Source organism: Methylomicrobium agile, assembly GCF_000733855.1.
Taxonomy (GTDB): Bacteria; Pseudomonadota; Gammaproteobacteria; order Methylococcales; family Methylomonadaceae; genus Methylomicrobium; species Methylomicrobium agile.
Genome location: NZ_JPOJ01000001.1, coordinates 3,905,252 through 3,927,586, shown reverse-complemented (window position 1 = coordinate 3,927,586; position 22,335 = coordinate 3,905,252). Strand labels below are relative to the sequence as shown.

Here is a 22,335-nt window from a genome sequence, read left to right as displayed (position 1 = left end):
AGGCACGGTATATGGCAAGCAAAATTCTGGTAATAGACGACGATCCCGCGGTGCGCAACGCCTTCAAGCTGATTCTGGAAGAAGACAACTTCGCGGTTTACGAGGCCGAGAACGGTTTGCAAGGCATCGAAATAGCCCTTGCCGAACGCCCCGATCTGATTTTTCTCGATCTGCGCATGCCCGGCATGGATGGCGTGGAAACCCTGCGCCGCCTGAAAGCCGCCGACCAAACGCTGAGCATCTATATCGTCACCGCCTTTGCCGCCGAATACATGGAGCAACTGAAATGCATCCATGAGGAAGGCGTTCAGTTCGAACTGGCCAGCAAGCCGCTGTCTTCCGAACAAATTCGCAATATCGCCCGGAGCGCCCGTAATACCCCGCCTCGGGAAGTGCGGTGCGGGCGGCCGCCCAAGCTGGTCCTTACCCTGTACGTGGTGTCGTTGAACAGCGAAACCCGCCGTCTGGTCGAAGAGATCAGCGTTGCGCTCGCCAATCTCTACGATCCCGGGAATTGGGTTCTGGATGTGGTCGAAGTATTGGACATGCCGGAAAAAGCGCTGGAAAAAGACGTGTTCGCGACGCCGATGCTGGTCCGCGACGTGCCGGAACCGGTGCTGAAATTACTCGGCGACCTGTCGCGGGTGCCTTCGGTCATTGCGGCCATTACCACCGAAGCGAAAGGCGTCGGCGTACAAACCATCATCGTTTGAGCAAATTCGCCCACTATGGTTACCCATCGTTACAAGTTAGACCTGATTCTCGACACGATCACCGACGGCGTCCTGGTGGTGGACAGCCAGGGTGTCGTGCTCTATGCCAACCGGGCTGCGGAAAAACTGCTGGCACGCAGTCCGATAGTCGGCCAATTGCTGGCGATTCCGGTCAATCCGGATAAAAACAGCTATCAGGACATCAATCTGATTCGTCCGGACGGCCTCGCCTGGGCGGAAATGCGTTCCGCGCCGCTGAATTGGGACGGCCAGCCCGGCTATGTCATTGCCTTGCGCGACATTACCGAACGCAAGCACATCGAGCTGGAAAGGCAAAAGTTCGTTTCGCTGGCCGACAACAGCATGGAGTTCATCGGCATGGCCGACATGAATTTCATTCCCTTTTATATCAATGAAGCCGGCATGCGCCTGGTTGGCCTCGACAGTCTGGAACAAGGCGTGCGAACGCCGGTCCGGGAGTTTTTCTTTCCGGAAGATCAGCGTTTCATCGTTGAAGAATTCTTCCCGCGCGTGGTACGCGAGGGGCACGCCGATGTGGAAATCCGGTTCCGCCATTTCAAGAGCGGCGACGCCATCTGGATACATTACAACGTGTTTACCATTAAAGACAGTACCGGCGAGCCGATAGGTTTTGCCACCGTGAGCCGTAATATTTCCGTCAGCAAGCAGGTCAAGGCGGCCTTGCACGAGGCTAGCCAACGTAAAGATGAATTCCTCGCCATGCTGGCTCACGAATTGAGAAACCCGCTGACTCCCATTAACAACGCCGCCCATATCCTGGACAGGCTGAAGTTGGAGGACCCGCGGCTCGGTTGGGCGACGGAAGTCATCAAGCGGCAGGTGAAACACCTCACTCACCTGGTGGACGATCTGCTGGATGTTTCCCGCATCGCGCGGGGCAAAATTTCACTGAAAAAAGAACGGCTCGACCTTGTAGAAGTGATTAAGGCTGTCCTGGAGACGGCGCGCGGCTTCATCCTGCCTAAACGGCAATCTCTCGATGTCCGTTTGCCGGAGCAGCCGATTCGGGTGGAAGGCGATCCCGTCCGTCTGTCTCAAGTGTTGCTCAACCTGCTCGACAATGCGAGCAAATATTCTCCGGAAAAAGGCCGAATCGAGGTGAACGTTCAACTGCTCGGGGCCGAGGTCGAGATCCGGGTGCAGGATAACGGCACAGGCATTTCGCCGGAACTCTTGCCGACCATTTTCGACCTGTTCCAGCAGGGTACGCGCACGCTGGACCGATCTCAGGGCGGGCTCGGCATCGGGCTGACTTTGGTCAAGCAGTTGGTGGAGCTGCACGGCGGACAGGTCACGGCATCGAGCCCTGGCGCCGGACTCGGCTCCATTTTCAGCATCCGGTTACCGACATTGGCCGGTACGGTGCCTCTTTCTGTCTCCGAGACACCCAAGCCATCGCTTGACACAGGCATTCGGGTGTTGGTCGTGGACGATGATCCCGACGTGAGGGAGAGCACGGCCCTACTTCTGGGGCTGAATGGCTACGAGGTCAGGACGGCCGATTCGGGCGAACGGGCCATCACGCTGATCGACACGTTCCGTCCCGATGTGGTGCTGCTGGACATCGGAATGCCCGGAGAGAACGGTTATCAAGTGGCTCAGCGCATCAGGCGCCTAGCCGGCGGCGGCGACCTGCTGCTGATCGCGTTGAGCGGCTATGGACGGACGGAAGACCTGGCCCGTTCACGGGAGGCAGGTTTTGACCATCACCTGGTCAAACCTTTGAATTTAAATGTGTTATGCAACCTGATGGAAACGGAATTCGCAGACAGGCCGAGTTGACTGCCCTGCGCTTTAGGTGCGGAGCTTATAGCCCCCCAAATTGATTCCGTACTTTTGCACCTTGCCGTAGACCGCCCGCGGCGTCAGTCCCATCCTGTCGGCCGCCTTTTTCACATCGCTCCGGGCGGGTATAGACGCAAACTTCGCAGCGGCCGTGCCGGCGGGCGATGCTTTGCCTGATCTCGACCTTGGCGTAGCCGAAATTCCGCGCCGCGATACCGCCGAATACGCTGGAGGTCATCCGGCACAGTTCGGGGAAGTCGGTTACCTGTTCGCCGAAAGGGCAGCAGGAATTGGTCACCGCAACGCAATCGCGGTTCGCGGAAACCAGGGAAAATTTTCCGCCGATGTTGTTTTTCAGGCCGAGGATCAGCTCGGTATAGCTTTCGATGTCCAGGGGACCGTTGTTGTGCGTATTGTCCCGGTAGGTTTCTTCGAAAAAACAGCCGGCGGTTTTCGCGATATGTTCGATCAGCTGCTCGCAATGCTTTTGCCCCAGTTGTTCGTTCGCGTGCATCAACTCCAGAATGAAAGTCTGTAAAAAAATACCGGCGTTACGCCGGAGAGGGATGGATTGCTCATGGCCTGTGAAATAAAATTTCATCAATTGAATCATAATTTCATTTGGCGGACAATGGATAAATTATAACTCCATGAAATTACAGGATAAATTCTACAGTGCATATTGGCATGGTATTTGTTGTCCAAGTCATGTGCATTGAGCACTTCAACTAAAACGACATCCAGACATCGGAGGAGACCATGAGCGATAACAAACCCCCTTTAGACCCCCACCCGCTGAGCGAATATGTCGCCTGGGCCGGAAACCGCAACCGGGAACCGATCTTGGGCGTTTTAAAAGAAAAATTGCCCAAAGCGTCTGGTCGCGTGCTCGAGCTCGCCAGCGGTAGCGGAATGCATATCAATTATTTCGCGCCGCATTTTCAGCATTTGCATTTTCATCCCTCCGACAAGGACAAGGAGGTTTTCGACAATATTAAAAAGCTGTCCGCCGATCATGCGAACGACAATATCGCCGACCCGGTGCATCTGGACCTGACCGATCCGCGTACCTGGTTCAATCCCGGCAAGTCGAAAACCTTCGATGCGATTTTCTGCATCAACATCTTCCAGGTCGCGCCGATTTCGATCGCGGACGGGATGATGGAATGCGCTTCGCAGCTTCTGAGCGACGACGGTATCCTATTGATTTACGGTCCTTTCAAGGTGGAAGGCGGTTTTACTACCGATTCGAACAAAGAGTTTCATGAAACTTTGAGCTCCGCCGGCGTTGTGGAATGGGGTTTGAAGGATGTTGCCGATCTGAGGAAGGCGGCCGAAAAATACAACATGGAGTTGAAGGAAATCATCGATATGCCGGCGAATAATTTCTCGCTGGTTTTCGGCAGACCCTAAGCGAGAGGAGCTGAACAATGGGCGAAACCGGCGCGGCTGTGATTATTGGCGTGGGTCCGGAGCAGGGACTGGGAGCGGCGCTTGCCCGGCGATTTGCCGCAGAGGGGCTGCATGTCTATCTGGCAGGGCGGAGTGAAGAAAAACTTCACAGAGTCGCTTCGAGTATCCGGCAGACCGGCGGTTCAGCCACGGCGGTCGTTGCCGATGCCACGCACGAAGCCGAGGTCGAACATTTGTTCAGCGTTGTCGGGGATACGGGGCAGGGCGTGGAAATTGCGGCGTACAATGTCGACAGCAATATTCCTTCGCTCCTGCTCGAAACCGATGCGGAAACGTTTTCCCTGCTTTGGCGGCAGAATTGCCTGGGAGCCTTCTTCTTCGGCAAGGCCGTGGTTAGGGCCATGCAGCCCAGGAGCCGCGGCACGCTGTTTTTTACCGGCGCCACCGCATCCTTGCGGGCCAAGCCGCCGTTTACCGCCTTTGCAACCGCGAAAGCCGGTTTGCGGGCGCTGGCGCAGGGCATGGCGCGCGAGTTTTCGCCGCAAGGCATCCATGTCGTGCATGCGGTCATCGACGGCGTGATCAACGGCGAGCGTGCCCGGAACCAGTTTCCCGACTATGTCAAAGCGAAAGGCGAGGGCGGTCTTTTGGAACTGGAAGCGATCGCCGAAACCTATTGGGCCATGCACCGCCAGCATCCCAGCGCCTGGACGCATGAGCTGGATTTACGGCCTTACAAAGAACCTTTTTAGGAGGAGAGCCTGTGAAAGAAAACCCAAGCTGGATTTTAGAGGGCTGCTATTTCGAAACCTGCAACTGTGAAGTTTCCTGCCCCTGCGTTTGGCTGCAGCCGCCCTCGCACGGGGACTGCAGACTACTGGCAGCTTGGCACATTGAGCGGGGCCATCTGGAAGGGCTTGATCTGGGCGGCCTGAATGTGGCGCTGGCTTGCTACGCCCCGGGCTTGATGATCGAGGGCCAATGGCAGGCCGCGCTGTATGTGGACGAACGCGCCGACGCGAGCCAGTTCGATGCGTTGGTGCAGATTTTCGGTGGCCAGCAAGGCGGCCATCCGGCCGTTTTGATGAGCCTTGTCGGCGAAGTGCTCGGGATCAGCAAGGTCACGATCGATTTTGAAGAGCAGGGCAAATCCCGGCGCCTGCTAATTCCCGGCATCGCCGAAGCCGAAATTACAAGCATTCAAGGTATCCGTGGTGCAGAAGCGACGATCGACAACCCGCCTTTATGCGTGGTCACTAGCCACCCCTCTGTTGTCGCCCGTTCGAAAAGCTATCATTATCACGATCACGGCAAAGAGTGGGAGTTCTCCGAGCGCAACGGTTATTATTCCGAATTTGTTTACCGGCCGTGAGGATCGGATTCAAAAGTCAGGGGGCGATTTGGGCCTTGCTGATGGCCGCTATCGTGATCGCCTGGAGCACGCTTTATTTCCAGTCGCGGCGGCTGGAAGCCCTGCCGATGCAGGACATGTGGATGCCACCGAATCAAGCATCGACATGGCGTCTTGGCGACTTTGCCTATGTCTATGCGATGTGGGCGGTCATGATGGCGGCAATGATGCTGCCGTCCGCCTTGCCGATGCTGAACGCCTACGTGAAAGTCAGTCGCCGCATGAACGCGCGGCCGGCTCAAGCACTCGCGCTATTCGCGGCGGCTTATCTGGGCCTGTGGATACTGTTCGGCATTCTGCCGACGCTGCTGCAATGGCGGCTGCACGGGCTGGTTTGGCTGTCGCCGATGATGGAAAACCAAAACCGCGGCTTCGCGGCCGGGGTTTTCCTGCTTGCCGGCGGTTACCAATTCATGCCGCTCAAAAATGCCTGCCTGACCCATTGCAAGACGCCGATGGGGTTCCTGCTGAATGAATGGCAAGGCGGTCTCGCCGGCGCATTCCGCATGGGGCTTAAACATGGCTTCCATTGCATCGGCTGCTGTTGGGCACAGATGCTGATCATGTTTGCGGTCGGTGTGATGAATTTCGGCGGCATGGCCTTGCTGACGCTGATCGTTTGCATCGAAAAGTGGGTGCCGCTGCAAGCACGGCCGATCGCAGCAACGATTGGCTTCGCTTTTCTTTTGTGGGGCGCCGGTATCTTTTTGTGCAATTGAATTTTCGCGTCAATTCGTCGTCCTACCGGGCAACATTCTGGCGTCTTCCTGCCCCGATATCGTGGCCGCTGCTGGCCGGGAAGGCGCGAATGGAGGGGGGAACCCATAGGCGCCAACTTAATTGCCGGAAACGCTGAAGATGAAGACCCTGCAGATGACCGGCCTGATACTGCCCAAATTAATCAGCCGAATGGAGTCGGTCGTTTTCGAAACCATCGACCAAAGGCTCAGTAAAGCTTTGTTGGATTCGGGTGGAAGGGATCATCACGATAACACATCACGAGCTGGCCTACGAATTAGGCGCCGCTCGTGAAGTAGTATCACATCATGCAGGGGCTGGCGGACACCGTTCGCGCCTGCGGCATCGACCAAGTGATTCTGGCGACCGGCGACAACGAGGAACAGGAGGCGAAACGGGTGACCGACTACATCCATGCCGACGGCGATTATTTCAACTGCAAGCCGGAGGCAAAAACCGCACTGGTCAAACAATTTCAGGCCGAGGGCAAGGTTGCCATGGTCGGCGACGGCATCAACGACGCACCGGCGCCGGCCGCCGCCCATGTCGGCATCGCGATCGGCGGCTACAAGAACGTGAATCTGGCGATCATGTCCTCGGATGTGGTGATTCTCGGGCAAGATGCCCAGGATCTGGTCACGATCCTGCGGCTCAGCCATAAAATGGGCGGCATTATCCGGCAGAATTACCTGTGGGCCGTCAGCTTCAACAGCATCGGCCTGGCACTGGCCACCTTCGGGATGCTCAATCCGATCTTTGCCGCGCTGCTGCATCATGTCAGTTCGGTTTTCGTGGTAGTAAATGCCGCCCGTCTGTATTTTAGCGGCATTGAGCAATCGCTGATCGGGCCTGTGTTCAGGAAAATGGATGCACTGACTTTACGTAAACCACATCATGGCGAAGAAAGCGCACTGACCAGTTTTGAAAGAGGGGAAAAAACAGTCGCTGAGCAAAAATCTTGATCGTGTGTCTTTTATTTAGAGCTGTGCAATGTTGTTTATGTGGTGAGGCAGAAAAAGATTCTCGACGATCTGGATTTTTCAATCAAAGACAGGGAAATGCCAGGGCAATTGCGCTATCTCTTCCTTGACAGGTCAATGCGTACAGCTGTAAGCCAGCATTGGCGCATCGAAAATCAGCCGCATTGAGGATTAGCTGTGCAATTCGGAGAAAATGACAACTGGATAAGAAAAAAACGTCCCGGAAAACCTGGCTTTGATCCGACGTGCCTTGCACCGAAGAACCTTCGACTTGGAAAGCTGGAAGGCCATGTCAGCCTGCGAAGCCGCTGCCGAGGTCGCCAATACCGAAATCTACGTCACGGTTTTTCAAAATCAAGCGTGTGACTGGTTAGTACCTGTAAAAAGGTGACTAAATCAGCCTTTTCCCCGGTAGTCAAATGCAGCGGAAAAATCTTTTTATCGAGAAAACGATTGCGTTGGCCGCCTTGATCATAAAAATCGATGACTTCTTCCAGTGTCTTCAGACTGCCGTCATGCATATAAGGCCCGGTTAGGGCGACATTACGTAAAATCGGCGTTTTGAATTTACCGATGTCGGCCGGATCTTTCGTGACGTTAAACAGGCCGAGTTCCGAACGTTGTGCGTCCGTGAGCGGGTACCTGTCCGGTTTTTTGGCTTTGAGAAATTTACTGAGGACCGGCTTTAAAATTTGACTGCCGACGCCGAGATTATAAAAACGGTTGTCGGTGAACAAGGCATGGTCCCACGAAATTTCGTGGCAGACCATGCAGTTGCCTTTGCGCTGGAAAATGCGCAAGCCGCGGGCTGCGCTCGGCGACAGGGCGGCGCGGTCACGGCCGAACAGAAAACGGTCGAAGGGCGAATCGCCAGCTATTAACGTACGCTCGTAGGCGGCGATGGCTTGTGCGACGTGGCCGGCCGTGACGGCATCGGCAGTGAGCGTGAAGGCGGTCTTGAATAATCGAGTATATTCGGCGTCGCTGCGAATCACCTCGATTAAGGCTTGTGAATTCGCCAAACCGTGTTCGATCGGATTGAATAAGGGGCCGAGCACCTGTTCTTCCAGGCTGGCGGCGCGGCCGTCCAGAAACAACGTTTGATAATAGGCTGCGTTCAGTATGCTCGGTGCGTTGCGCGTACCGATCTGCCCTTTGATGCCGCGTGCGGCGACCCGGCCGTCGGTGAAAGCTTTTCCAGAGACATGGCAGTTGGCGCAGGCGATCGAACCGTCAGCGCTCAAGCGCGGGTCGTTGAACAAGCGTTTGCCCAATGCGATTTTGTCGGCACTTTGCGGATTGTCGGCAGGAATCGATAACGGCGGTAAGCCGCGCGTCGGTTCGGCCAAGGCGCCAGTCCAGAAGAGCCATCCCAAAAGCAAAACCGATAGATGCCGCATCATGTCTCCTAATACGAATATTCCAGCCCTAACCAGACATTATTGTTTTTCACCGCCCGCTCCTCGGTGGTCAGCTTCCGGCGGCCGTGCTGCCAGCCCAATTTGATGCCGGCGTGCTCGGTCATTTCATAGCGTAATTCGATCTCGCCTTGATAAACAATCTCGGCGGCGCCGAAATGCTCGTCCGAGCGGTTGGTGCTGGTAAAGTCGTTTTTTTCATAGTCGAAAATAAAATTTGCGGTCAATTTCTCGGCCGGACGCAGACTTAGTTCCGCCGACGCATAATGGTTGACGTAAGATACGTCGTCGGGAAAATGCGGTGACTTCTGCTGGGCCGCGCTGCCGTGTTCGTAGTGATAGCCGATCAAAAGCTCGGTGCCCGGGCCAATCCGCCATTCAAAGTGTGGACCGACGGTCCAGAACTCGGTATCGCGATGCTGAAAAGGTTCGTTATAAATGCGTACGCCGTAACGGCCGAGCAGGCGTACCGTCACGCTTTCGTTCAAGGCTTGATCGAGATGGATTGAGCCGTAATGGTTGGTCAGGCTTTCGTTGCCCTCGAATTCTTCGCCATCGAGCGCGCGGAAAAGATTACGGCCGAGATATAAATCGGGCGTGACATTGTAAAGCAGGCTGACTTGGGTCCCGCTTGCGAACGACTGCGATGCCGTGAATTCGAACAAGCCGTGCGAGAACCGGGTTTGCCGCGTAAATAAATAAGCCCCGGCATCCAGTGACACGCGCAGTAAACCGAAACGGTTTCGGCCGATCCAGTCGACTTCGGCGCTCGGTTCGTAGACGAAATCGCCACCTTGGCCGGGCCTGTCGACGATCGGTTGCGTCGGGTCGTCCTTGAGCGACAATCGGCGGCTCACCGAAAACAACGCGGCGTCGTCGGTATAGAACGCATTTGCTTCGGCGCCGATTTTCCACCCGCTTTCCGCATGGGCGTCCGCACTGCCACAAACGGCTATCCAAAGTGCGGACGGCAATAGTTTCGATCGGGTTATCGCGCGCATTTATTGTTATTTTTCGCTGAAAATTAAGCCATTGATGCGGCCATGCATCAGTCTTTGCCAAAAAACGCCGGCGGTTCGGACCATTCCGCGCCCGTCGGCTAAAAGAGCGAACGCGTCTCGGTGCATTCGCTAGGGAGTAACTAATCCTGTTCCGGCATATCCTGCACGATCACGACGTAAGGTTCGCCGATCGGCAGTTTGTCTTCCGGCTTCTGGAAATAAATGACCTTGCCGTAGGTTTCGTTGATCGCCGGCATAATTTTTTTCGCTTCAGCCGCGGTCAGATCCGGGAAGGAGGCATGCGCTCTCGGCACTTCGATCTTATGGTAATGCCAGTATTTTTTCTCTCCTTCCGGCAAAGAGTTGTATTGCGCGGTGGTGATGATGTACTCGAAGCCGATCGGTTTATCCTGATCTTTCATGCCGGAATGAAACATCAGGCAGACCAAGGTGCTGTCGTCATAAGCCTTGCAGTGATGATGCACGGGCACTTGCAGTTTGGGGTCGTGCACGTCGTGCGTATCCGGCACCAGATGGCGGATCGCCTGAATGTGTAAATCATTGAAGCCCAAATGATTCGGGTGCTCGATTTGGTGGGGATTCATGGTTTTGTCGTACAGCTTCGGTGTTTTCGCTTTGGCGTGGTGCTGACTTTTTGCGACCGCTGCCGTACTCATTGCGACCAATGCGACCAAAGTACCGGTCAGGATTCGTGATTTCATGGATATCATCCTCTTTAGAATTGTTGTTGTGTTTTGATGACGGTCGCCGTTACGATCGTCATTTTGAATATAGGAAAAACCGTGCCAATCCTGGGTGGCGCTTATATCCTTATGAAATTGGTCAACTTTTATAACCTCCTTTTTTGCCTTTGGACCGATCATGTTTCAATTTCTGTTTCATTATTGATTCAATCTATTTCTTGAAACGCACCATGAAACGCTCGACGGCGGTTCGTTTTTAAGCGCCAAGCGATCAGCCGGCAACCAGGTAGGCAAGTCTCGGCGTATCCCGACAACTTTTGCAAAGTGATCGCTGAGTGTCTTGAATTTACTGAGGGTAACGATGTAAAACCGCGGCTTGCCCCTGGCAGAGACTGAATCGAAATAAGGCCGTTCAGACGCCGTGCGAGTCTTCCTCCACGGCCTTAGTCTTCATTACCGATGAAATGCAGCACGGTCACCGTGATGATGAACGCCAAAAAAATGAAAAACAGCAAAGGCAGCGCAAAAGGAATGTCATGATGATCTTTCATGTTTACTTGTAAAACCGCGGAAAAAATACTCAACATAAAATCCAACATATCGATTCTCCGAGTCTATGTAATCATTTCCGGGTCTCTACACGCTGGTCGTATAGAGCATGAAGGTGCCGGAACGGGTAGAAACAATGTCAGGATCAAAATAACGACACCGACAATTGTTGAGAAAAACTGTAAGTAATTTCCGATTCGGAGTCAGTGACCGAGTCACATTGGAGCAAAAATCTTGACTTCTTCATTCATCAAGAGACGAATCTCGGATTCCTTGGTGCGGTTTGAAATGGAACTTAACCCAATAGCGCTCGATGTTCCCGTTGATCAGGCTAAGGGCGTGGCTGCCGAAACCGTGCATATGGCGGTAAGTTGCCTGCCGCTGTCCGACATCACGATAGAGATTTGGTGTAAAGTTTCGGACAGGGAGGTCCGGAAATCATTTCGTTCCATCAAATCCATGGGTTCCGTCCAAATGGCGTAAATGCGAAGGTGCGCCCCGATTTCCGGCCAGGGTAGGCCAGAGCGAACGCTACGACGTGGAATACGAGTGCAACGGCGTTGCCAGTTGATGGTCTTTTATGCGCGCTGTTTGAGAACTGGCGGCGCGTGGAGGTGGTGGATAATCATGCCGCAGCACAGTGGGCAGAAGGCGCCCGACGTTTGGTGCAAGAGGATTACCCGCAGGCAAAGCGGATCATCTGGGTCGGTAACCTGAACACGCATGCCGGCGCCTCACTGTAAAGCCTTCCCGCCGGCCATGGTGCGTTCGTTGCTGGATAAGCTGGAATTCGTTTACACCCTCAAACAGGGCAGTTGGCTCAATATGGCCGAATGCGAGTTCAGCGTACTGAGCCGCCAATGCCTGGATCGACGACTCCCGGATATCGAAACGGTCACTTCTGAGATTCGGGCATGGACGAAACAACGCGACCTAGGTGATGGGCGACCAATCCAATCAATGCCCATTCCGCATCTGTCAGGTCGCCATTGAGGGGGCTGACGTAAAAGGCGTGCGGCTTAATCATCGCTTTGATCCTGCGTCGGTTCATGATGGCCTCATCAAGGATGCGCGAGGTCCTCAGCGGTCAATTGGCTCACTGGTTTGCCCTTGTATTCGCCGGTCAAGGTTTTCAGGAAGGCAACGATTTTACCGGTCTCTTCACCGTTTAAGGTCTTGCCGGATTGAACCCATCCCATGATTCGGACCGCCTCGGCTAGATCGGAGACCGAGCCGTCGTGAAAATAAGGATGGGTCAATTCGATGTTGCGCAATACAGGGACCTTGAAGAAATGGCGGTCTTTTTCATCCTTCGTGACGTTGAAACGGCCGTTATCGACCTCAGTCAGTTCGCCGCCGCGCAGTTTAAAATAATCTTGTTTGACGCCCATTTTCTCGAACGACAAGCCGCCCAGCGCCGGTCCGAAATGGCAGGAGGCGCAATTCGTTTTAAACAAGTCGTATCCGGCCTTTTCATTCGCCGTCAGAACGTCTTGTTCCCCGCGCAGATACCGGTCGAAACGGGCATTGGGCGTCACCAGCGATTCTTCGAAAACGGCAATCGCATGGGTCACCGTCGATTGCGTCAGGCCTTGTTCCGGGTAGAGTTTGGCGAAAGCATCCGTGTAATGCTTTACGTTGTTAAGTTTTTCGACGACCTTGTTCCATTCCGCACCCATTTCGACATGGTTGGCGACAGGCCCGGCGGCTTGTTCCTGCAAGTCTTTGGCGCGGCCATCCCAGAACTGGGCGATGTTATACATGGCGTTATAGACGGTCGGGGAATTGATCGGGCCCTGCTGTCCACGGATGCCGGTGGCGACCCTGGCCTGATCGGTGCCGCCCCGGGTCAAGTCGTGGCAGAACGCGCAGTTTAAAGTATCGTCTCCGGACAGCATGCGATCGTGGAAGAGCTTGTCGCCCAGAGCCACTTTTTCAGGGTCGAGATCAACCGTTAACGGCAAAGGTTGCACGGGCTCGCCCTTAAACGCTTCGGCGGCATCGAGGCTCGAGGGATGTTTGGCTCGTTCCTCGGCAATCCATGCAAGAATGCTGTCTTTTTCGCCGGCAGTCAGGCGCCCGGTCCAGTGCATCAAAAAATATTGTGCAGGCGGCATGCTGCCGTTTCGAACGACACTTTCCAGTCTGGCCAGCATTAGTGGACTAAAGGCTTCCTCACCGCTGTAAAGTTGTTTGCTTAAAACCAGCCGGGCTCCGGCTTCCTCGATATCTTGCGCCATCAGTTGTTTGGCGATCGGCAGTTCGGAATAGATCGGCATCCGGGCCATGCCGGGCGAATGGCAATCGACGCATTTGTCCTGCAGAATCTGCGAGACCTTGGCAAAACTTTCGGGGCTGCCGGGAACAGCGGGAATCGGCTCGTTCTTACTCGTCAAACCGATCAGATTGGAGGTCGGAAAAAACAATAAGACTGCCAGTAGCGAAAGAATAGCCCATTGAGTATATTTCATAATTCTACTCTCATGTATCTTATGCCCGGACTGCCAGGCATGAATTTATCGATGCTTGCGCCCATGCCTCCGGCAATCAGTACCTGGACGTCGTCGTCCAAAGGGGAAAGCTCTAACGGCGACGATTCATGGAACGACTGCTCCTTGGGTAATTCCAGCAACTCCTTGCCGGCAACTACACCGTTTTCGATCCGATAGATCCAGAATTTTCTGCATCGGCCTGTGTGTCCGGTGATGTCTTTGCGGTTTTGGCTGGCGACAGCTATTTTCATGGGGATTTTCTCGTCATTGGCGCCCGCGATCGTCCCTGATTCCAGACCAATAAATTAGCTATAAGAAGGAGGTAAAAGCGGCTCAACTCCTTCGAAATGAGCGGTAGGATGATGTTTGGTAATCAATTTGCTGATCGCCTCGATGCTCCCTTTCGGAATATCAACCATGACCAGCAATTCACCGCGTTCAATCGCCTCTTCGTATTTTTTGACTTTGGAATTGCCGACCTGGAGTCCCGCCAGACCGCTCATCATTGCGCCGATAGTGGCACCGTAAAGTAAAACGCCGAGGACCGGGCCGCCTGCAATCGCAAATCCCGCAAAACGTAAACCTATCAGTCCGGCGATCAATCCCGTTGCTCCACCGAGTGCCGCACCGCGTTCCATTGCAGCGACAAAATCTGTCTTCTGAAATTCGCTGGCTTCGGGCAAATCTTCCAATGGGGTGTCTCGTTTCGCCAAGACGTGCATATGGCGGTCTTCTATTCCTACTGAGCGTAATTCGTCAACGATTTTATGCGTCGTTTCGAGATTTGGGGACAAAAAATAAATTCTTCGCATGGTCTTCTCCTGTGTTACAAAGTTAAAATCATCGCTGCAAGAACTCGGCTTATCCAAGATATAAGCACCAATGGCGTTTCTTAGAGAGGCCATTATGGGGTGATAAGCGCCTTAGAAACAAGTCGGGCTGGATTCAAGTTTCTCCAGTGCCAAAGAGACACTGAGTTTCATTAGAAAAAATACATGAAAAACTTGTTATGTGCTTGCTATCATTCATTGGGTTCTATCATAAAAGAATACCTTGACTTTTCCGAGAAGTTAATCACCGGCGTTGTCGCCCGGTTCCAGCTACATGGCGTTGATCACCGCCAGTGTGCAGGCCAGACTCACATCCGTGGCGGCCAACAGCAATTGCAGCGTGTATTGGCTCGAAACCGCCGTCCACGTCGAGTCCGACCCAGATGCCGGCCATCACGAAACCGGCTACGAATAGCGGGCTGCTCCAGCGGATCACCCGCAGCGCGCGTTCCGCCAGTGCGCCTTCGGTGCGCCAGCGCGGATCCGGCAGCTTGCTCCGGTAGTCGAACCCGACCGGGCGCAAAAACAACGCGAACAGCAGCACCAGCAAGCCGGTATAAAACCCCGAGAAAAATGCCGCGTACACGATCGACCAAGCGCCGAAACTGATGCCGCCCAGGGTGGTTCGGGTGCGTGTAGCGTGATTTCATGGGTTGAGCCTGAGCCGGGCAGACGATAGGTTGGACTGCCCAGTAAGGCAGCCCGGATCGGGAGAAGATCAATAACGGTAATATTCGCCTTTGTAAGGACCTTCGACCGGCACGTTGATGTAACGCGCCTGCTCCTCGGTCAGCCGGGTCAACTTGACGCCGATTTGCGCCAGATGCAGGCTGGCGACTTTTTCGTCCAGCTTTTTGGGTAGCACGTAAACCTTGTTTTCGTACTGTTCGGCATCGTTCCACAGTTCGATCTGCGCCAGCACTTGGTTGCAGAAGGAATTGGACATCACGAAGCTCGGATGGCCGGTCGCGCAGCCGAGGTTGACCAGCCGGCCTTCGGCCAGCACGATCAGGCGCTTGCCGTCCGGGAAGATCACATGGTCGACCTGCGGCTTGATGTTTTCCCAGGTATACTGGCGAAGCGAAGCGATGTCGATTTCCGAGTCGAAATGGCCGATGTTGCAGACGATCGCCTGGTTTTTCATCGCCTGCATGTGCTGATGCGTGATTACATTCACGTTGCCGGTCGCGGTCACGAAAATGTTCGCGAGCGGCGCGGCTTCTTCCATCGTGACGACCCGGTAACCTTCCATCGCCGCCTGCAAGGCGCAGATCGGATCGATTTCGGTGATCCAGACCGTCGCCCCCAAGCCGCGCAGCGACTGCGCGCAGCCCTTGCCGACGTCGCCGTAGCCGCAAACGACCGCGATCTTGCCCGCCACCATCACGTCGGTCGCGCGCTTGATGCCGTCGACCAGCGATTCACGGCAGCCGTACAAGTTGTCGAATTTGGACTTGGTGACCGAATCGTTCACGTTGAAAGCCGGCACCATCAGAGTGCCTTTGGCGACCCGTTCGTGCAGGCGCAACACGCCGGTCGTGGTTTCCTCGGACAGGCCCCGAACGTTCGCCATCAGCTCGGGGTATTTCTCGTGCATCATCAGCGTCAGGTCGCCGCCGTCGTCGAGAATCATGTTCGGCCGCCAGCCGTTCGGGCCTTCGATGGTCTGTTCGATGCACCAGTCGAATTCGGCCTCGGTCTCGCCCTTCCAGGCGAACACCGGAATGCCGGCCGCGGCGATCGCGGACGCGGCATGGTCCTGGGTGGAAAAGATGTTGCAGGACGACCAGCGCACTTCCGCGCCCAGCGCGGTCAGCGTCTCGATCAGCACCGCGGTCTGAATCGTCATGTGCAGGCAACCGGCGATCCGCGCGCCCTTCAGCGGCTGCCCGGCGCCGTATTCGGCACGTAGCGCCATCAGGCCCGGCATTTCGGTTTCGGCGATGGCGATCTCCTTGCGCCCCCACTCCGCCAGCGCCATGTCGGCGACTTTATAATCTTGGCTCATTTCCCGCTCCTCTATTTTCCTTACTGAATTAAATGCCGGCCGCATCGCGCAAGGCTTCGACCTTGTCGGTTCTTTCCCAAGTAAAGGTGTCTTCGGTCCGTCCGAAGTGGCCGTAGGCGGCGGTGGGCTGATAGATCGGCTTCAACAGGTCCAGCATCGCGATCAGGCCTTTCGGCCGGAGATCGAAAATCGAACGGACGATCTCGACCAGACGGTCTTCGCCGAGCTTGCCGGTGCCGAAAGTTTCGATCGTGATCGACGTCGGCTCCGCCACGCCGATCGCGTAGGACACCTGAATTTCGCAGCGCTCGGCAAGGCCCGCCGCAACGATGTTCTTCGCCACGTAGCGCGCCATATAGGCCGCCGAACGGTCGACCTTGGACGGGTCCTTGCCCGAAAACGCGCCGCCGCCGTGGCGTGCCATGCCGCCGTAGCTGTCGACGATGATCTTGCGTCCGGTCAGGCCGCAGTCGCCGACCGGGCCGCCGATTACGAACTGCCCGGTCGGATTGATGAAAAACTGGGTGTCCTTGTGTACCCATTCTCTCGGCAATACCGGCAGGATGATTTCGTCCATCACCGCTTCATGGATCGCCTGGTTGCTGATGTCCGGCGCATGCTGGGTCGACAGCACCACCGTGTCGATCGCGACCGGTTTGTGATTTTCGTAGCGGAACGTGATTTGGCTCTTCGCGTCCGGACGCAGCCAAGGCAAGGTTTTATTCTTGCGCACTTCGGCCTGGCGTTTGACCAGCAGGTGCGAATACTGGATCGGGGCCGGCATCAACACGTCGGTTTCGTTGGTCGCATAGCCGAACATCAGGCCCTGGTCGCCCGCGCCCTGTTCGTGGTTTTCGGCTTCGTCGACGCCCATCGCAATGTCGGACGACTGTTTGCCGATCGCGTTCAACACCGCGCAGCTCTGGCCGTCGAAGCCGATGTCGCCGTGATCGTAACCGATAGCGCAGACGGTCTTGCGGACCAGCTCTTCCAGATCGACCCAGGCATTGGTCGTAATTTCGCCGGCGATGATGACCATGCCGGTTTTTACCATCGTTTCGCACGCGACGCGCGATTTGGGGTCCTGCGCCAGCAGCGCGTCCAGTACCGCATCGGAAATCTGGTCCGCGACCTTGTCGGGATGCCCTTCCGAAACCGATTCCGAGGTAAAAATGAAATTGTTGCTCATAGAGGTGCCTTTTAAAAACTAAAAACGTTGTTATTTCGATAGCAGTTGAGCTCCGCCTCAAGCGAGGATGATTTATTCTGCTGATTTTGTAGAATCAAACGAAAGACTTCTTTCCGGTCAATCACTTTAACCTCAAAATGCCTCTTACACTTTGAGCATTGATAATCGTAGGTAGGCATATTTTCCTCAGTTTTATTGTTGATCATGGCTGTAACGAAGAAGGCCTAATATTTATAGCTAAGTGCTCTCTGTTGAATATGTGAAAGTTAATTTCATCAATCAGGCTGTTTCTCGGCCACGCCGAACGCTGAGGAGAGCACATCAGCGCATAGCCGTTTTTCGGGGGCGAGTGTCGGTGCGCGCAAACATAGGGTTTCGATTTCCCAAATCCACCCGCTTACCACTACGTCTTTCGGGATCAGGGGATGTGTTCGGAAGGTGCCGAGGAGTGAGTACCCATAAACTGGCGTTGTCGTGTCCTGAGGTCTCATAGCGGTAGCGGTGACGTGTTGCCCAAAAATCGTAATCTTGGAGTCGTTTGTTTTTTTACTTGAGTGCAGCCATTTATCTTTCAGCAATGATCATGCCATATATAAAAAATAAAATATGTTTTATAAACAAATTCTTATGTTTAAACCTTGTGTCATTTAAGAAGATATGATTCAATAAGTGAAATTATTTTTCACTAGGATGATTTATGGAAAACAATCCTCTCTCTGAATTAACTCCCATCTTTTTTCTCCAGACGTTCATTCTGGAACTCATGCATGCCAGCGAACAACAGGGACAAAAACACAACGAGGAATTAATTGAAAAGATTGCTAATACGGCGGGCTGTTTTTTTGAGGATACCTATCGAAGCAATACGAATAAAACCGAAGCACTCGATATTGAAAGCTACATCGAACTGATTCTCGGCCTTAAAAATAACATAGGAGGCAAATTTTCACTGGAAGCCACTAATCAGGACTGCATTACCGTTACAAACAGTTGTTGCCCTTTTGGTGATCAAGTGACGAATTTCCCTGAATTATGCCGGATGACCTCCAGCGTTTTCGGTGGCATCGCCGCCAGAAATTTTGGTTATGCCAAAGTTGAAATTAAAGAAAGCATTGCCCGTCATGATGGCAAATGCGTAGTTTGCGTTTATAAAAACCCTGCGGCGTCCCAAGGGCGCCCAGGTATGGAATATACCGATACCACACCGGTTAAGGAAATCCAGGATATGAATGCGTTGCATTCCCGTATCGAAGAAAGTATGCAACAGATTTGGCGCAAACAAGTTACGCAGCCTGCAATAAAAGAGCCCCCTGCTATCGTCGCCAAATCAGCCACTATGCAGAAAATATTGCAATCGATAGAAGTGATAGCCCCGACTACGGCGACGGTTTTAATACAAGGCCAAACGGGTGTTGGAAAAGAATTGATTGCTCGAGCAATTCATGCCATGAGTGAGCGCTGTAGAAGACCGTTTATTCCTATAAACTGTGGTGCTATTCCAGAAAATCTTATCGAAACCGCCTTGTTTGGCCATGAAAAAGGCGCTTTTACAGGCGCCGTTGAAGTTCACCACGGTTATTTTGAAAGGGCGGATGGCGGCGCGCTGTTTCTGGATGAAGTAGACTCCTTATCTCCCGCTGCACAAACACGCCTGTTGAGAATACTGCAAGAGGGGGAGTTTGAGCGTGTGGGGGGCAAACAAACCTTGTCTGTCGATGTAAGAATTATTTCCGCAACCAATCAAAATCTGGAAGAGTTGGTAAGTAAAGGCGTGTTTCGGCATGACCTGTACTATCGGTTGAACGTGGTTCGAGTAAATATCCCGCCACTGTCCGAGCGGCACGAGGACCTGCCTTTTCTCGTACAACTCATACTGAAACGGCTGAACAAAAAATATAACAAAAATGTTGAATCCGTCAGCCGAAAGGTCATGCAAAAAATCCGCAGCTACTCTTGGCCGGGCAATGTCCGCGAATTGGAAAATATTCTCGAACGAAGCTTTTTGTTTGCTAAAGGTAATGAGCTGACTGATCTGGATTTAGAGATTTCGCCTACCGAGCCTAAGACTGACGAGTGGAAAGACGTAAAAGAAAATACTATAGCCAAAGTTGAGCAATCATTTCTTGAAGCAGCGTTAAAACAACATCAAGGCGATATTAAGAAAGTAGCGCTAACTATGGACATAACTCCTCGGGCGGTCTACCTCAAGCTGAAAAAATACGGGATAAATCTGGCAAGTTTCAGAAGCTAGGCTTAAAGCATAATCATCTGGGTAAATTACTAAAGATACAAATACTCGATTCTTCAGGCCGTCACAGGCTAACATAAACACCATTCCGCAAATTTTTATACCCATTTTAAATGGATATGAATTCTATCTATTTTATATCATCCATTTATCCTTATTTTTGAATTTACATAATATATATTCGACTATAAACTATGCCCGTGACAAAAAGGTGTATCAAATATCTTTAAAAAATACAATGTATTAGAGTATAATTTTCAAGGAAATTTTGAATGAGGTATTTAGCAATTATCGAACCTGCCCATAACGGATTCACGGCCTATAGCCCAGATCTGCCGGTATGTTCGGTAAATAGTTTAACGGAAGAAAAGGCGGCGGAAGCTTTGAAAGAAGCGCTTAAACGCCATATAAAAAAAATGAAACAAGGCGGATTGGAGACCCCGCAGAGTTATTGTAAAACGACGGTCATTGAAATTACATTTTAGGCAATGATCGTTGAATGATCGAATATTCAATTTTTCTATGTGCGGCATATACGTTTTGACCGCTCTTCAATGGTCTTAAATGGGTCATTTTGTACGGTCATACAGGCCCTATCGGCCCGGTAATTAATCGGCGAGAAAGATTTACCCGTCGTCTTTCCAGATCGAGCATCCTGTTCTAATTACCGGGCCGATAGGGCCTGTATGACTTCGACGTCAAACTGCCGGTTACCGGAATGACCTTTATCCGAACAGGCACTTGAAAAAGCAAATCTCCGGCCCCAATGTAGTGCTCATCCATTTTTTTCTAACCGGAACGAGCACCTATGACAGTGGAAGCAAAAAAACAAACTCTGGGCTTCGAGACCGAAGTCAAGCACCTGTTGCACCTGATGATCCATTCCTTGTACAGCAACAAGGAAATCTTTCTGCGCGAGCTGATTTCGAACGCTTCCGATGCGGCCGACAAACTGCGCTTTTCGGCTTTATCCGACGAAAGCCTGTACGAAGGCGACAGCGATCTGAAAATCCGCCTCGAGTTCGACAAGGACAAGCGCATCATCAAGGTGATCGATAACGGCATAGGCATGACCCGCTCCGAAGTGCAGGAACATATCGGCACGATCGCCAAGTCCGGCACCAAGCAATTCTTCGAATCGCTGACCGGCGACCAGGCCAAAGACAGCGAGCTGATCGGCCAGTTTGGCGTCGGCTTCTACTCCGCATTCATCGTCGCAGACAAGGTCACCCTGATTACCCGCAAGGCCGGCGCGCCGAAAAGCGAAGGCGTGCGCTGGGAGTCGACAGGCGAGGGCGACTACACGCTCGAAACGGTCGAGAAGGAAAAGCGCGGCACCGAAATCATCCTGCATTTGAAAGACTCCGAAAGCGAATTTCTGGACGGTTGGCGCATCCGCTCTATCGTCCGCAAATTCTCCGACCATATCTCGCTGCCGATCGTGATGGACAAGGAAATCATGCCGTCCTACGACGACGAAGGCAAAGAGATCGAAAATCCCAATCCGCTGGTCGAGGAAGAAACCGTCAACAGCGCCTCGGCCCTGTGGACCAAGGCGCGCCAGGACATTTCCGAAGACGATTACAATCAGTTCTACAAGCATGTCGGTCACGACTTTCAGGATCCCCTGGCCTATGTGCACAGCAAGGTCGAAGGCACGAACGAATATACTCTGCTGCTCTATGTCCCTTCGCGGGCGCCGTTCGACCTGTGGGACCGCGACAACAAGCACGGCGTCAAGCTGTACATCCGCAAGGTGTTCATCACCGATGACGCCGAGCAGTTGATGCCGCGCTACTTGCGCTTCATCAAGGGCGTAATCGATGCGAATTCGCTGCCGCTGAACGTTTCGCGCGAGATTCTGCAGCAAAGTAAACAGATCAGCACGATCAAATCCGGCGCGGTCAAGAAGGTGCTCGGCATGCTGGAAGGGCTGGCGAAGAACGAGCCGGAAAAATACGAGCAATTCTGGAGCGAATTCGGCGCGGTTATGAAAGAAGGCCCGATCGAGGATCATGCGAACAAGGAACGCATCGCAAAACTGCTGCGTTTCGCCTCGACCCATGGCGACAGCGACAAGCAGTCGGTCAGCCTGGAAGATTACGTCGGCCGGATGAAGGAAGGCCAGGAAAAGATCTACTACGTGACCGCGGACAGCTACGCGGCCGCAAAGAACAGTCCGCATCTGGAAATTTTCCGCAAGAAAGGCATCGAAGTGCTGCTGCTGTCCGACCGCGTCGACGAATGGCTGGTTTCGAGCCTGGACGAATTCGACGGCAAGCATCTGCAATCGGTCGCCAAGGGCCAGTTGGACCTCGGCAAGCTGGACGACGAGGAAGAGAAAAAGCACCAGGAAGAAGTCGGCAAGGATTTCGAGTCGGTGCTGAATCAAATCAAAGAAGTCTTGAAAGACAAAATCAGCGAAGTGCGGCTCAGCCACCGCCTGACCGAATCGCCGGCCTGTCTGGTTTCCGATGTGTACGGCATGAGCCTGAACATGGAACGGATTATGAAGGAGACCGGCCAGAAGATGAACTTCGGCAAGAAGCCGATCTTCGAAATCAATCCGGACCATACGCTGGTGCAGCGTCTGAGAGCCGAACAGGACGATGCGCGCTTCGCCGACCTGGCACAGATCCTGTTCGATCAGGCGATCCTGGCCGAAGGCGGCCAGCTCGACGATCCGGCCGCTTTCGTACACAAGCTGAACGGCTTGCTGCAGGGTCTTCTGCACTAATCGCGACACAAAAAAGGCCGGAATATCCGGCCTTTTTTTTCACCGTAGGGTACGCTGTGCATACCTTTTTCTAAATA

Annotated in this window: 22 protein-coding genes; 12 read left to right on the top strand and 10 right to left on the bottom strand. The window is 53.5% G+C overall.

Annotated elements, in window-relative coordinates; genetic code table 11:
- The first annotated feature begins 11 nt into the window (after positions 1–11).
- Together CC94_RS0118310 and CC94_RS0118305 are read left to right on the top strand one after the other, a co-directional pair.
- Positions 12–713 (top strand): response regulator, encoded by a 702-nt coding sequence (locus tag CC94_RS0118310; protein WP_005372267.1) that lies wholly within the window; start codon positions 12–14, stop codon positions 711–713.
- 15 nt (positions 714–728) lie between these two features.
- Positions 729–2,537: a hybrid sensor histidine kinase/response regulator gene (locus CC94_RS0118305; RefSeq protein WP_031431741.1), complete on the top strand. Its 1,809-nt coding sequence runs from the start codon at positions 729–731 to the stop codon at positions 2,535–2,537.
- 25 nt (positions 2,538–2,562) lie between these two features.
- Here the strand turns inward: CC94_RS0118305 and CC94_RS0118300 are convergent, their stop codons facing one another.
- Positions 2,563–3,141, bottom strand: a complete 579-nt coding sequence (locus CC94_RS0118300) for a methanogen output domain 1-containing protein (RefSeq protein ID WP_342666535.1) — start codon at positions 3,139–3,141, stop codon at positions 2,563–2,565.
- Between the two features lie 158 nt (positions 3,142–3,299).
- Here CC94_RS0118300 and CC94_RS0118295 point away from each other — a divergent pair, with 158 nt between their 5' ends.
- The 5 genes from CC94_RS0118295 (at position 3,300) to CC94_RS0118270 (ending at position 7,064) form a co-directional block, all read left to right on the top strand.
- Positions 3,300–3,953, top strand: coding sequence for a DUF938 domain-containing protein (locus CC94_RS0118295; RefSeq protein WP_005372263.1), 654 nt, complete (start codon positions 3,300–3,302; stop codon positions 3,951–3,953).
- Positions 3,954–3,970: 17 nt separating this feature from the next.
- Complete coding sequence (locus CC94_RS0118290) at positions 3,971–4,705, top strand: SDR family NAD(P)-dependent oxidoreductase (protein WP_005372262.1); 735 nt, start codon at positions 3,971–3,973, stop codon at positions 4,703–4,705.
- 11 nt (positions 4,706–4,716) lie between these two features.
- A complete protein-coding gene (locus CC94_RS0118285) occupies positions 4,717–5,325 on the top strand; it encodes a DUF1326 domain-containing protein (protein WP_005372261.1) in 609 nt (202 codons plus the stop codon).
- A gap of 41 nt (positions 5,326–5,366) precedes the next feature.
- The gene (locus CC94_RS0118280; protein WP_245549526.1) at positions 5,367–6,083 is read left to right on the top strand and encodes a DUF2182 domain-containing protein; all 717 of its coding nucleotides are present in this window, start codon (positions 5,367–5,369) and stop codon (positions 6,081–6,083) included.
- A 327-nt stretch (positions 6,084–6,410) separates the two neighbouring features.
- Entirely contained in the window at positions 6,411–7,064 is a 654-nt protein-coding gene (locus tag CC94_RS0118270; RefSeq protein WP_031431738.1) for an HAD-IC family P-type ATPase, read from the top strand.
- Between the two features lie 356 nt (positions 7,065–7,420).
- On the opposite strand, the gene CC94_RS0118265 is transcribed toward CC94_RS0118270, so the two are convergent.
- The 3 genes from CC94_RS0118265 to CC94_RS0118250 all read right to left on the bottom strand — a co-directional run bounded on the left by CC94_RS0118265 (position 7,421) and on the right by CC94_RS0118250 (position 10,223).
- Positions 7,421–8,431 (bottom strand): cytochrome-c peroxidase, encoded by a 1,011-nt coding sequence (locus CC94_RS0118265; RefSeq protein ID WP_245549347.1) that lies wholly within the window; start codon positions 8,429–8,431, stop codon positions 7,421–7,423.
- 59 nt (positions 8,432–8,490) lie between these two features.
- Positions 8,491–9,501 (bottom strand): hypothetical protein, encoded by a 1,011-nt coding sequence (locus tag CC94_RS0118260; protein WP_005372249.1) that lies wholly within the window; start codon positions 9,499–9,501, stop codon positions 8,491–8,493.
- Between the two features lie 140 nt (positions 9,502–9,641).
- Positions 9,642–10,223, bottom strand: coding sequence for a DUF1264 domain-containing protein (locus tag CC94_RS0118250; protein WP_005372248.1), 582 nt, complete (start codon positions 10,221–10,223; stop codon positions 9,642–9,644).
- A 765-nt stretch (positions 10,224–10,988) separates the two neighbouring features.
- On the opposite strand from CC94_RS0118250, the gene CC94_RS25565 reads away from it, so the two are divergent.
- Both CC94_RS25565 and CC94_RS22560 read left to right on the top strand, forming a co-directional pair.
- The gene (locus CC94_RS25565; RefSeq protein ID WP_031431737.1) at positions 10,989–11,237 is read left to right on the top strand and encodes a hypothetical protein; all 249 of its coding nucleotides are present in this window, start codon (positions 10,989–10,991) and stop codon (positions 11,235–11,237) included.
- A gap of 77 nt (positions 11,238–11,314) precedes the next feature.
- Positions 11,315–11,497 carry a hypothetical protein gene (locus CC94_RS22560; protein WP_051040369.1) on the top strand — a complete coding sequence of 61 codons (183 nt, stop codon included), beginning with the start codon at positions 11,315–11,317 and terminating at the stop codon, positions 11,495–11,497.
- Positions 11,498–11,815: 318 nt separating this feature from the next.
- Here the strand turns inward: CC94_RS22560 and CC94_RS22555 are convergent, their stop codons facing one another.
- The 6 genes from CC94_RS22555 to metK form a co-directional block, all read right to left on the bottom strand.
- Positions 11,816–13,225 carry a cytochrome c peroxidase gene (locus tag CC94_RS22555; RefSeq protein WP_005372241.1) on the bottom strand — a complete coding sequence of 470 codons (1,410 nt, stop codon included), beginning with the start codon at positions 13,223–13,225 and terminating at the stop codon, positions 11,816–11,818.
- Positions 13,222–13,497: a NifB/NifX family molybdenum-iron cluster-binding protein gene (locus CC94_RS0118225; RefSeq protein WP_005372239.1), complete on the bottom strand. Its 276-nt coding sequence runs from the start codon at positions 13,495–13,497 to the stop codon at positions 13,222–13,224. The genes CC94_RS22555 and CC94_RS0118225 overlap by 4 nt, the downstream gene beginning before the upstream one ends.
- Positions 13,498–13,551: 54 nt before the next feature.
- Positions 13,552–14,058 carry a hypothetical protein gene (locus CC94_RS0118220; RefSeq protein ID WP_005372236.1) on the bottom strand — a complete coding sequence of 169 codons (507 nt, stop codon included), beginning with the start codon at positions 14,056–14,058 and terminating at the stop codon, positions 13,552–13,554.
- 262 nt (positions 14,059–14,320) lie between these two features.
- Positions 14,321–14,686 (bottom strand): cytochrome d ubiquinol oxidase subunit II, encoded by a 366-nt coding sequence (locus tag CC94_RS25315; RefSeq protein ID WP_342666545.1) that lies wholly within the window; start codon positions 14,684–14,686, stop codon positions 14,321–14,323.
- Positions 14,687–14,794: 108 nt separating this feature from the next.
- Positions 14,795–16,084: an adenosylhomocysteinase gene (gene ahcY / locus CC94_RS0118210; protein WP_031431733.1), complete on the bottom strand. Its 1,290-nt coding sequence runs from the start codon at positions 16,082–16,084 to the stop codon at positions 14,795–14,797.
- A gap of 28 nt (positions 16,085–16,112) precedes the next feature.
- Entirely contained in the window at positions 16,113–17,273 is a 1,161-nt protein-coding gene (gene metK, locus CC94_RS0118205) for a methionine adenosyltransferase (protein WP_005372223.1), read from the bottom strand.
- Positions 17,274–17,970: 697 nt separating this feature from the next.
- Here metK and CC94_RS0118195 point away from each other — a divergent pair.
- The 3 genes from CC94_RS0118195 (at position 17,971) to htpG (ending at position 22,258) form a co-directional block, all read left to right on the top strand.
- Positions 17,971–19,524 carry a sigma 54-interacting transcriptional regulator gene (locus tag CC94_RS0118195; RefSeq protein WP_005372222.1) on the top strand — a complete coding sequence of 518 codons (1,554 nt, stop codon included), beginning with the start codon at positions 17,971–17,973 and terminating at the stop codon, positions 19,522–19,524.
- A 269-nt stretch (positions 19,525–19,793) separates the two neighbouring features.
- Positions 19,794–20,006 (top strand): type II toxin-antitoxin system HicB family antitoxin, encoded by a 213-nt coding sequence (locus tag CC94_RS23270; protein ID WP_005372221.1) that lies wholly within the window; start codon positions 19,794–19,796, stop codon positions 20,004–20,006.
- Between the two features lie 323 nt (positions 20,007–20,329).
- Positions 20,330–22,258, top strand: a complete 1,929-nt coding sequence (htpG, locus tag CC94_RS0118190; protein WP_005372220.1) for a molecular chaperone HtpG — start codon at positions 20,330–20,332, stop codon at positions 22,256–22,258.
- Positions 22,259–22,335 lie beyond the last annotated feature (77 nt).

Bases quoted from the DNA above. Each gene is read 5' to 3' on its own strand.
- CC94_RS0118310 (WP_005372267.1), top strand. From the start codon at position 12: ATGGCAAGCAAAATTCTGGTAATAGACGACGATCCCGCGGTGCGCAAC.
- CC94_RS0118305 (WP_031431741.1), top strand. From the start codon at position 729: ATGGTTACCCATCGTTACAAGTTAGACCTGATTCTCGACACGATCACC.
- CC94_RS0118300 (WP_342666535.1), bottom strand. From the start codon at position 3,141: ATGAAATTTTATTTCACAGGCCATGAGCAATCCATCCCTCTCCGGCGT.
- CC94_RS0118295 (WP_005372263.1), top strand. From the start codon at position 3,300: ATGAGCGATAACAAACCCCCTTTAGACCCCCACCCGCTGAGCGAATAT.
- CC94_RS0118290 (WP_005372262.1), top strand. From the start codon at position 3,971: ATGGGCGAAACCGGCGCGGCTGTGATTATTGGCGTGGGTCCGGAGCAG.
- CC94_RS0118280 (WP_245549526.1), top strand. From the start codon at position 5,367: ATGGCCGCTATCGTGATCGCCTGGAGCACGCTTTATTTCCAGTCGCGG.
- CC94_RS0118270 (WP_031431738.1), top strand. From the start codon at position 6,411: ATGCAGGGGCTGGCGGACACCGTTCGCGCCTGCGGCATCGACCAAGTG.
- CC94_RS0118260 (WP_005372249.1), bottom strand. From the start codon at position 9,501: ATGCGCGCGATAACCCGATCGAAACTATTGCCGTCCGCACTTTGGATA.
- CC94_RS0118250 (WP_005372248.1), bottom strand. From the start codon at position 10,223: ATGAAATCACGAATCCTGACCGGTACTTTGGTCGCATTGGTCGCAATG.
- CC94_RS22555 (WP_005372241.1), bottom strand. From the start codon at position 13,225: ATGAAATATACTCAATGGGCTATTCTTTCGCTACTGGCAGTCTTATTG.
- CC94_RS0118225 (WP_005372239.1), bottom strand. From the start codon at position 13,497: ATGAAAATAGCTGTCGCCAGCCAAAACCGCAAAGACATCACCGGACAC.
- CC94_RS0118220 (WP_005372236.1), bottom strand. From the start codon at position 14,058: ATGCGAAGAATTTATTTTTTGTCCCCAAATCTCGAAACGACGCATAAA.
- ahcY (WP_031431733.1), bottom strand. From the start codon at position 16,084: ATGAGCCAAGATTATAAAGTCGCCGACATGGCGCTGGCGGAGTGGGGG.
- metK (WP_005372223.1), bottom strand. From the start codon at position 17,273: ATGAGCAACAATTTCATTTTTACCTCGGAATCGGTTTCGGAAGGGCAT.
- CC94_RS0118195 (WP_005372222.1), top strand. From the start codon at position 17,971: ATGGAAAACAATCCTCTCTCTGAATTAACTCCCATCTTTTTTCTCCAG.
- CC94_RS23270 (WP_005372221.1), top strand. From the start codon at position 19,794: ATGAGGTATTTAGCAATTATCGAACCTGCCCATAACGGATTCACGGCC.
- htpG (WP_005372220.1), top strand. From the start codon at position 20,330: ATGACAGTGGAAGCAAAAAAACAAACTCTGGGCTTCGAGACCGAAGTC.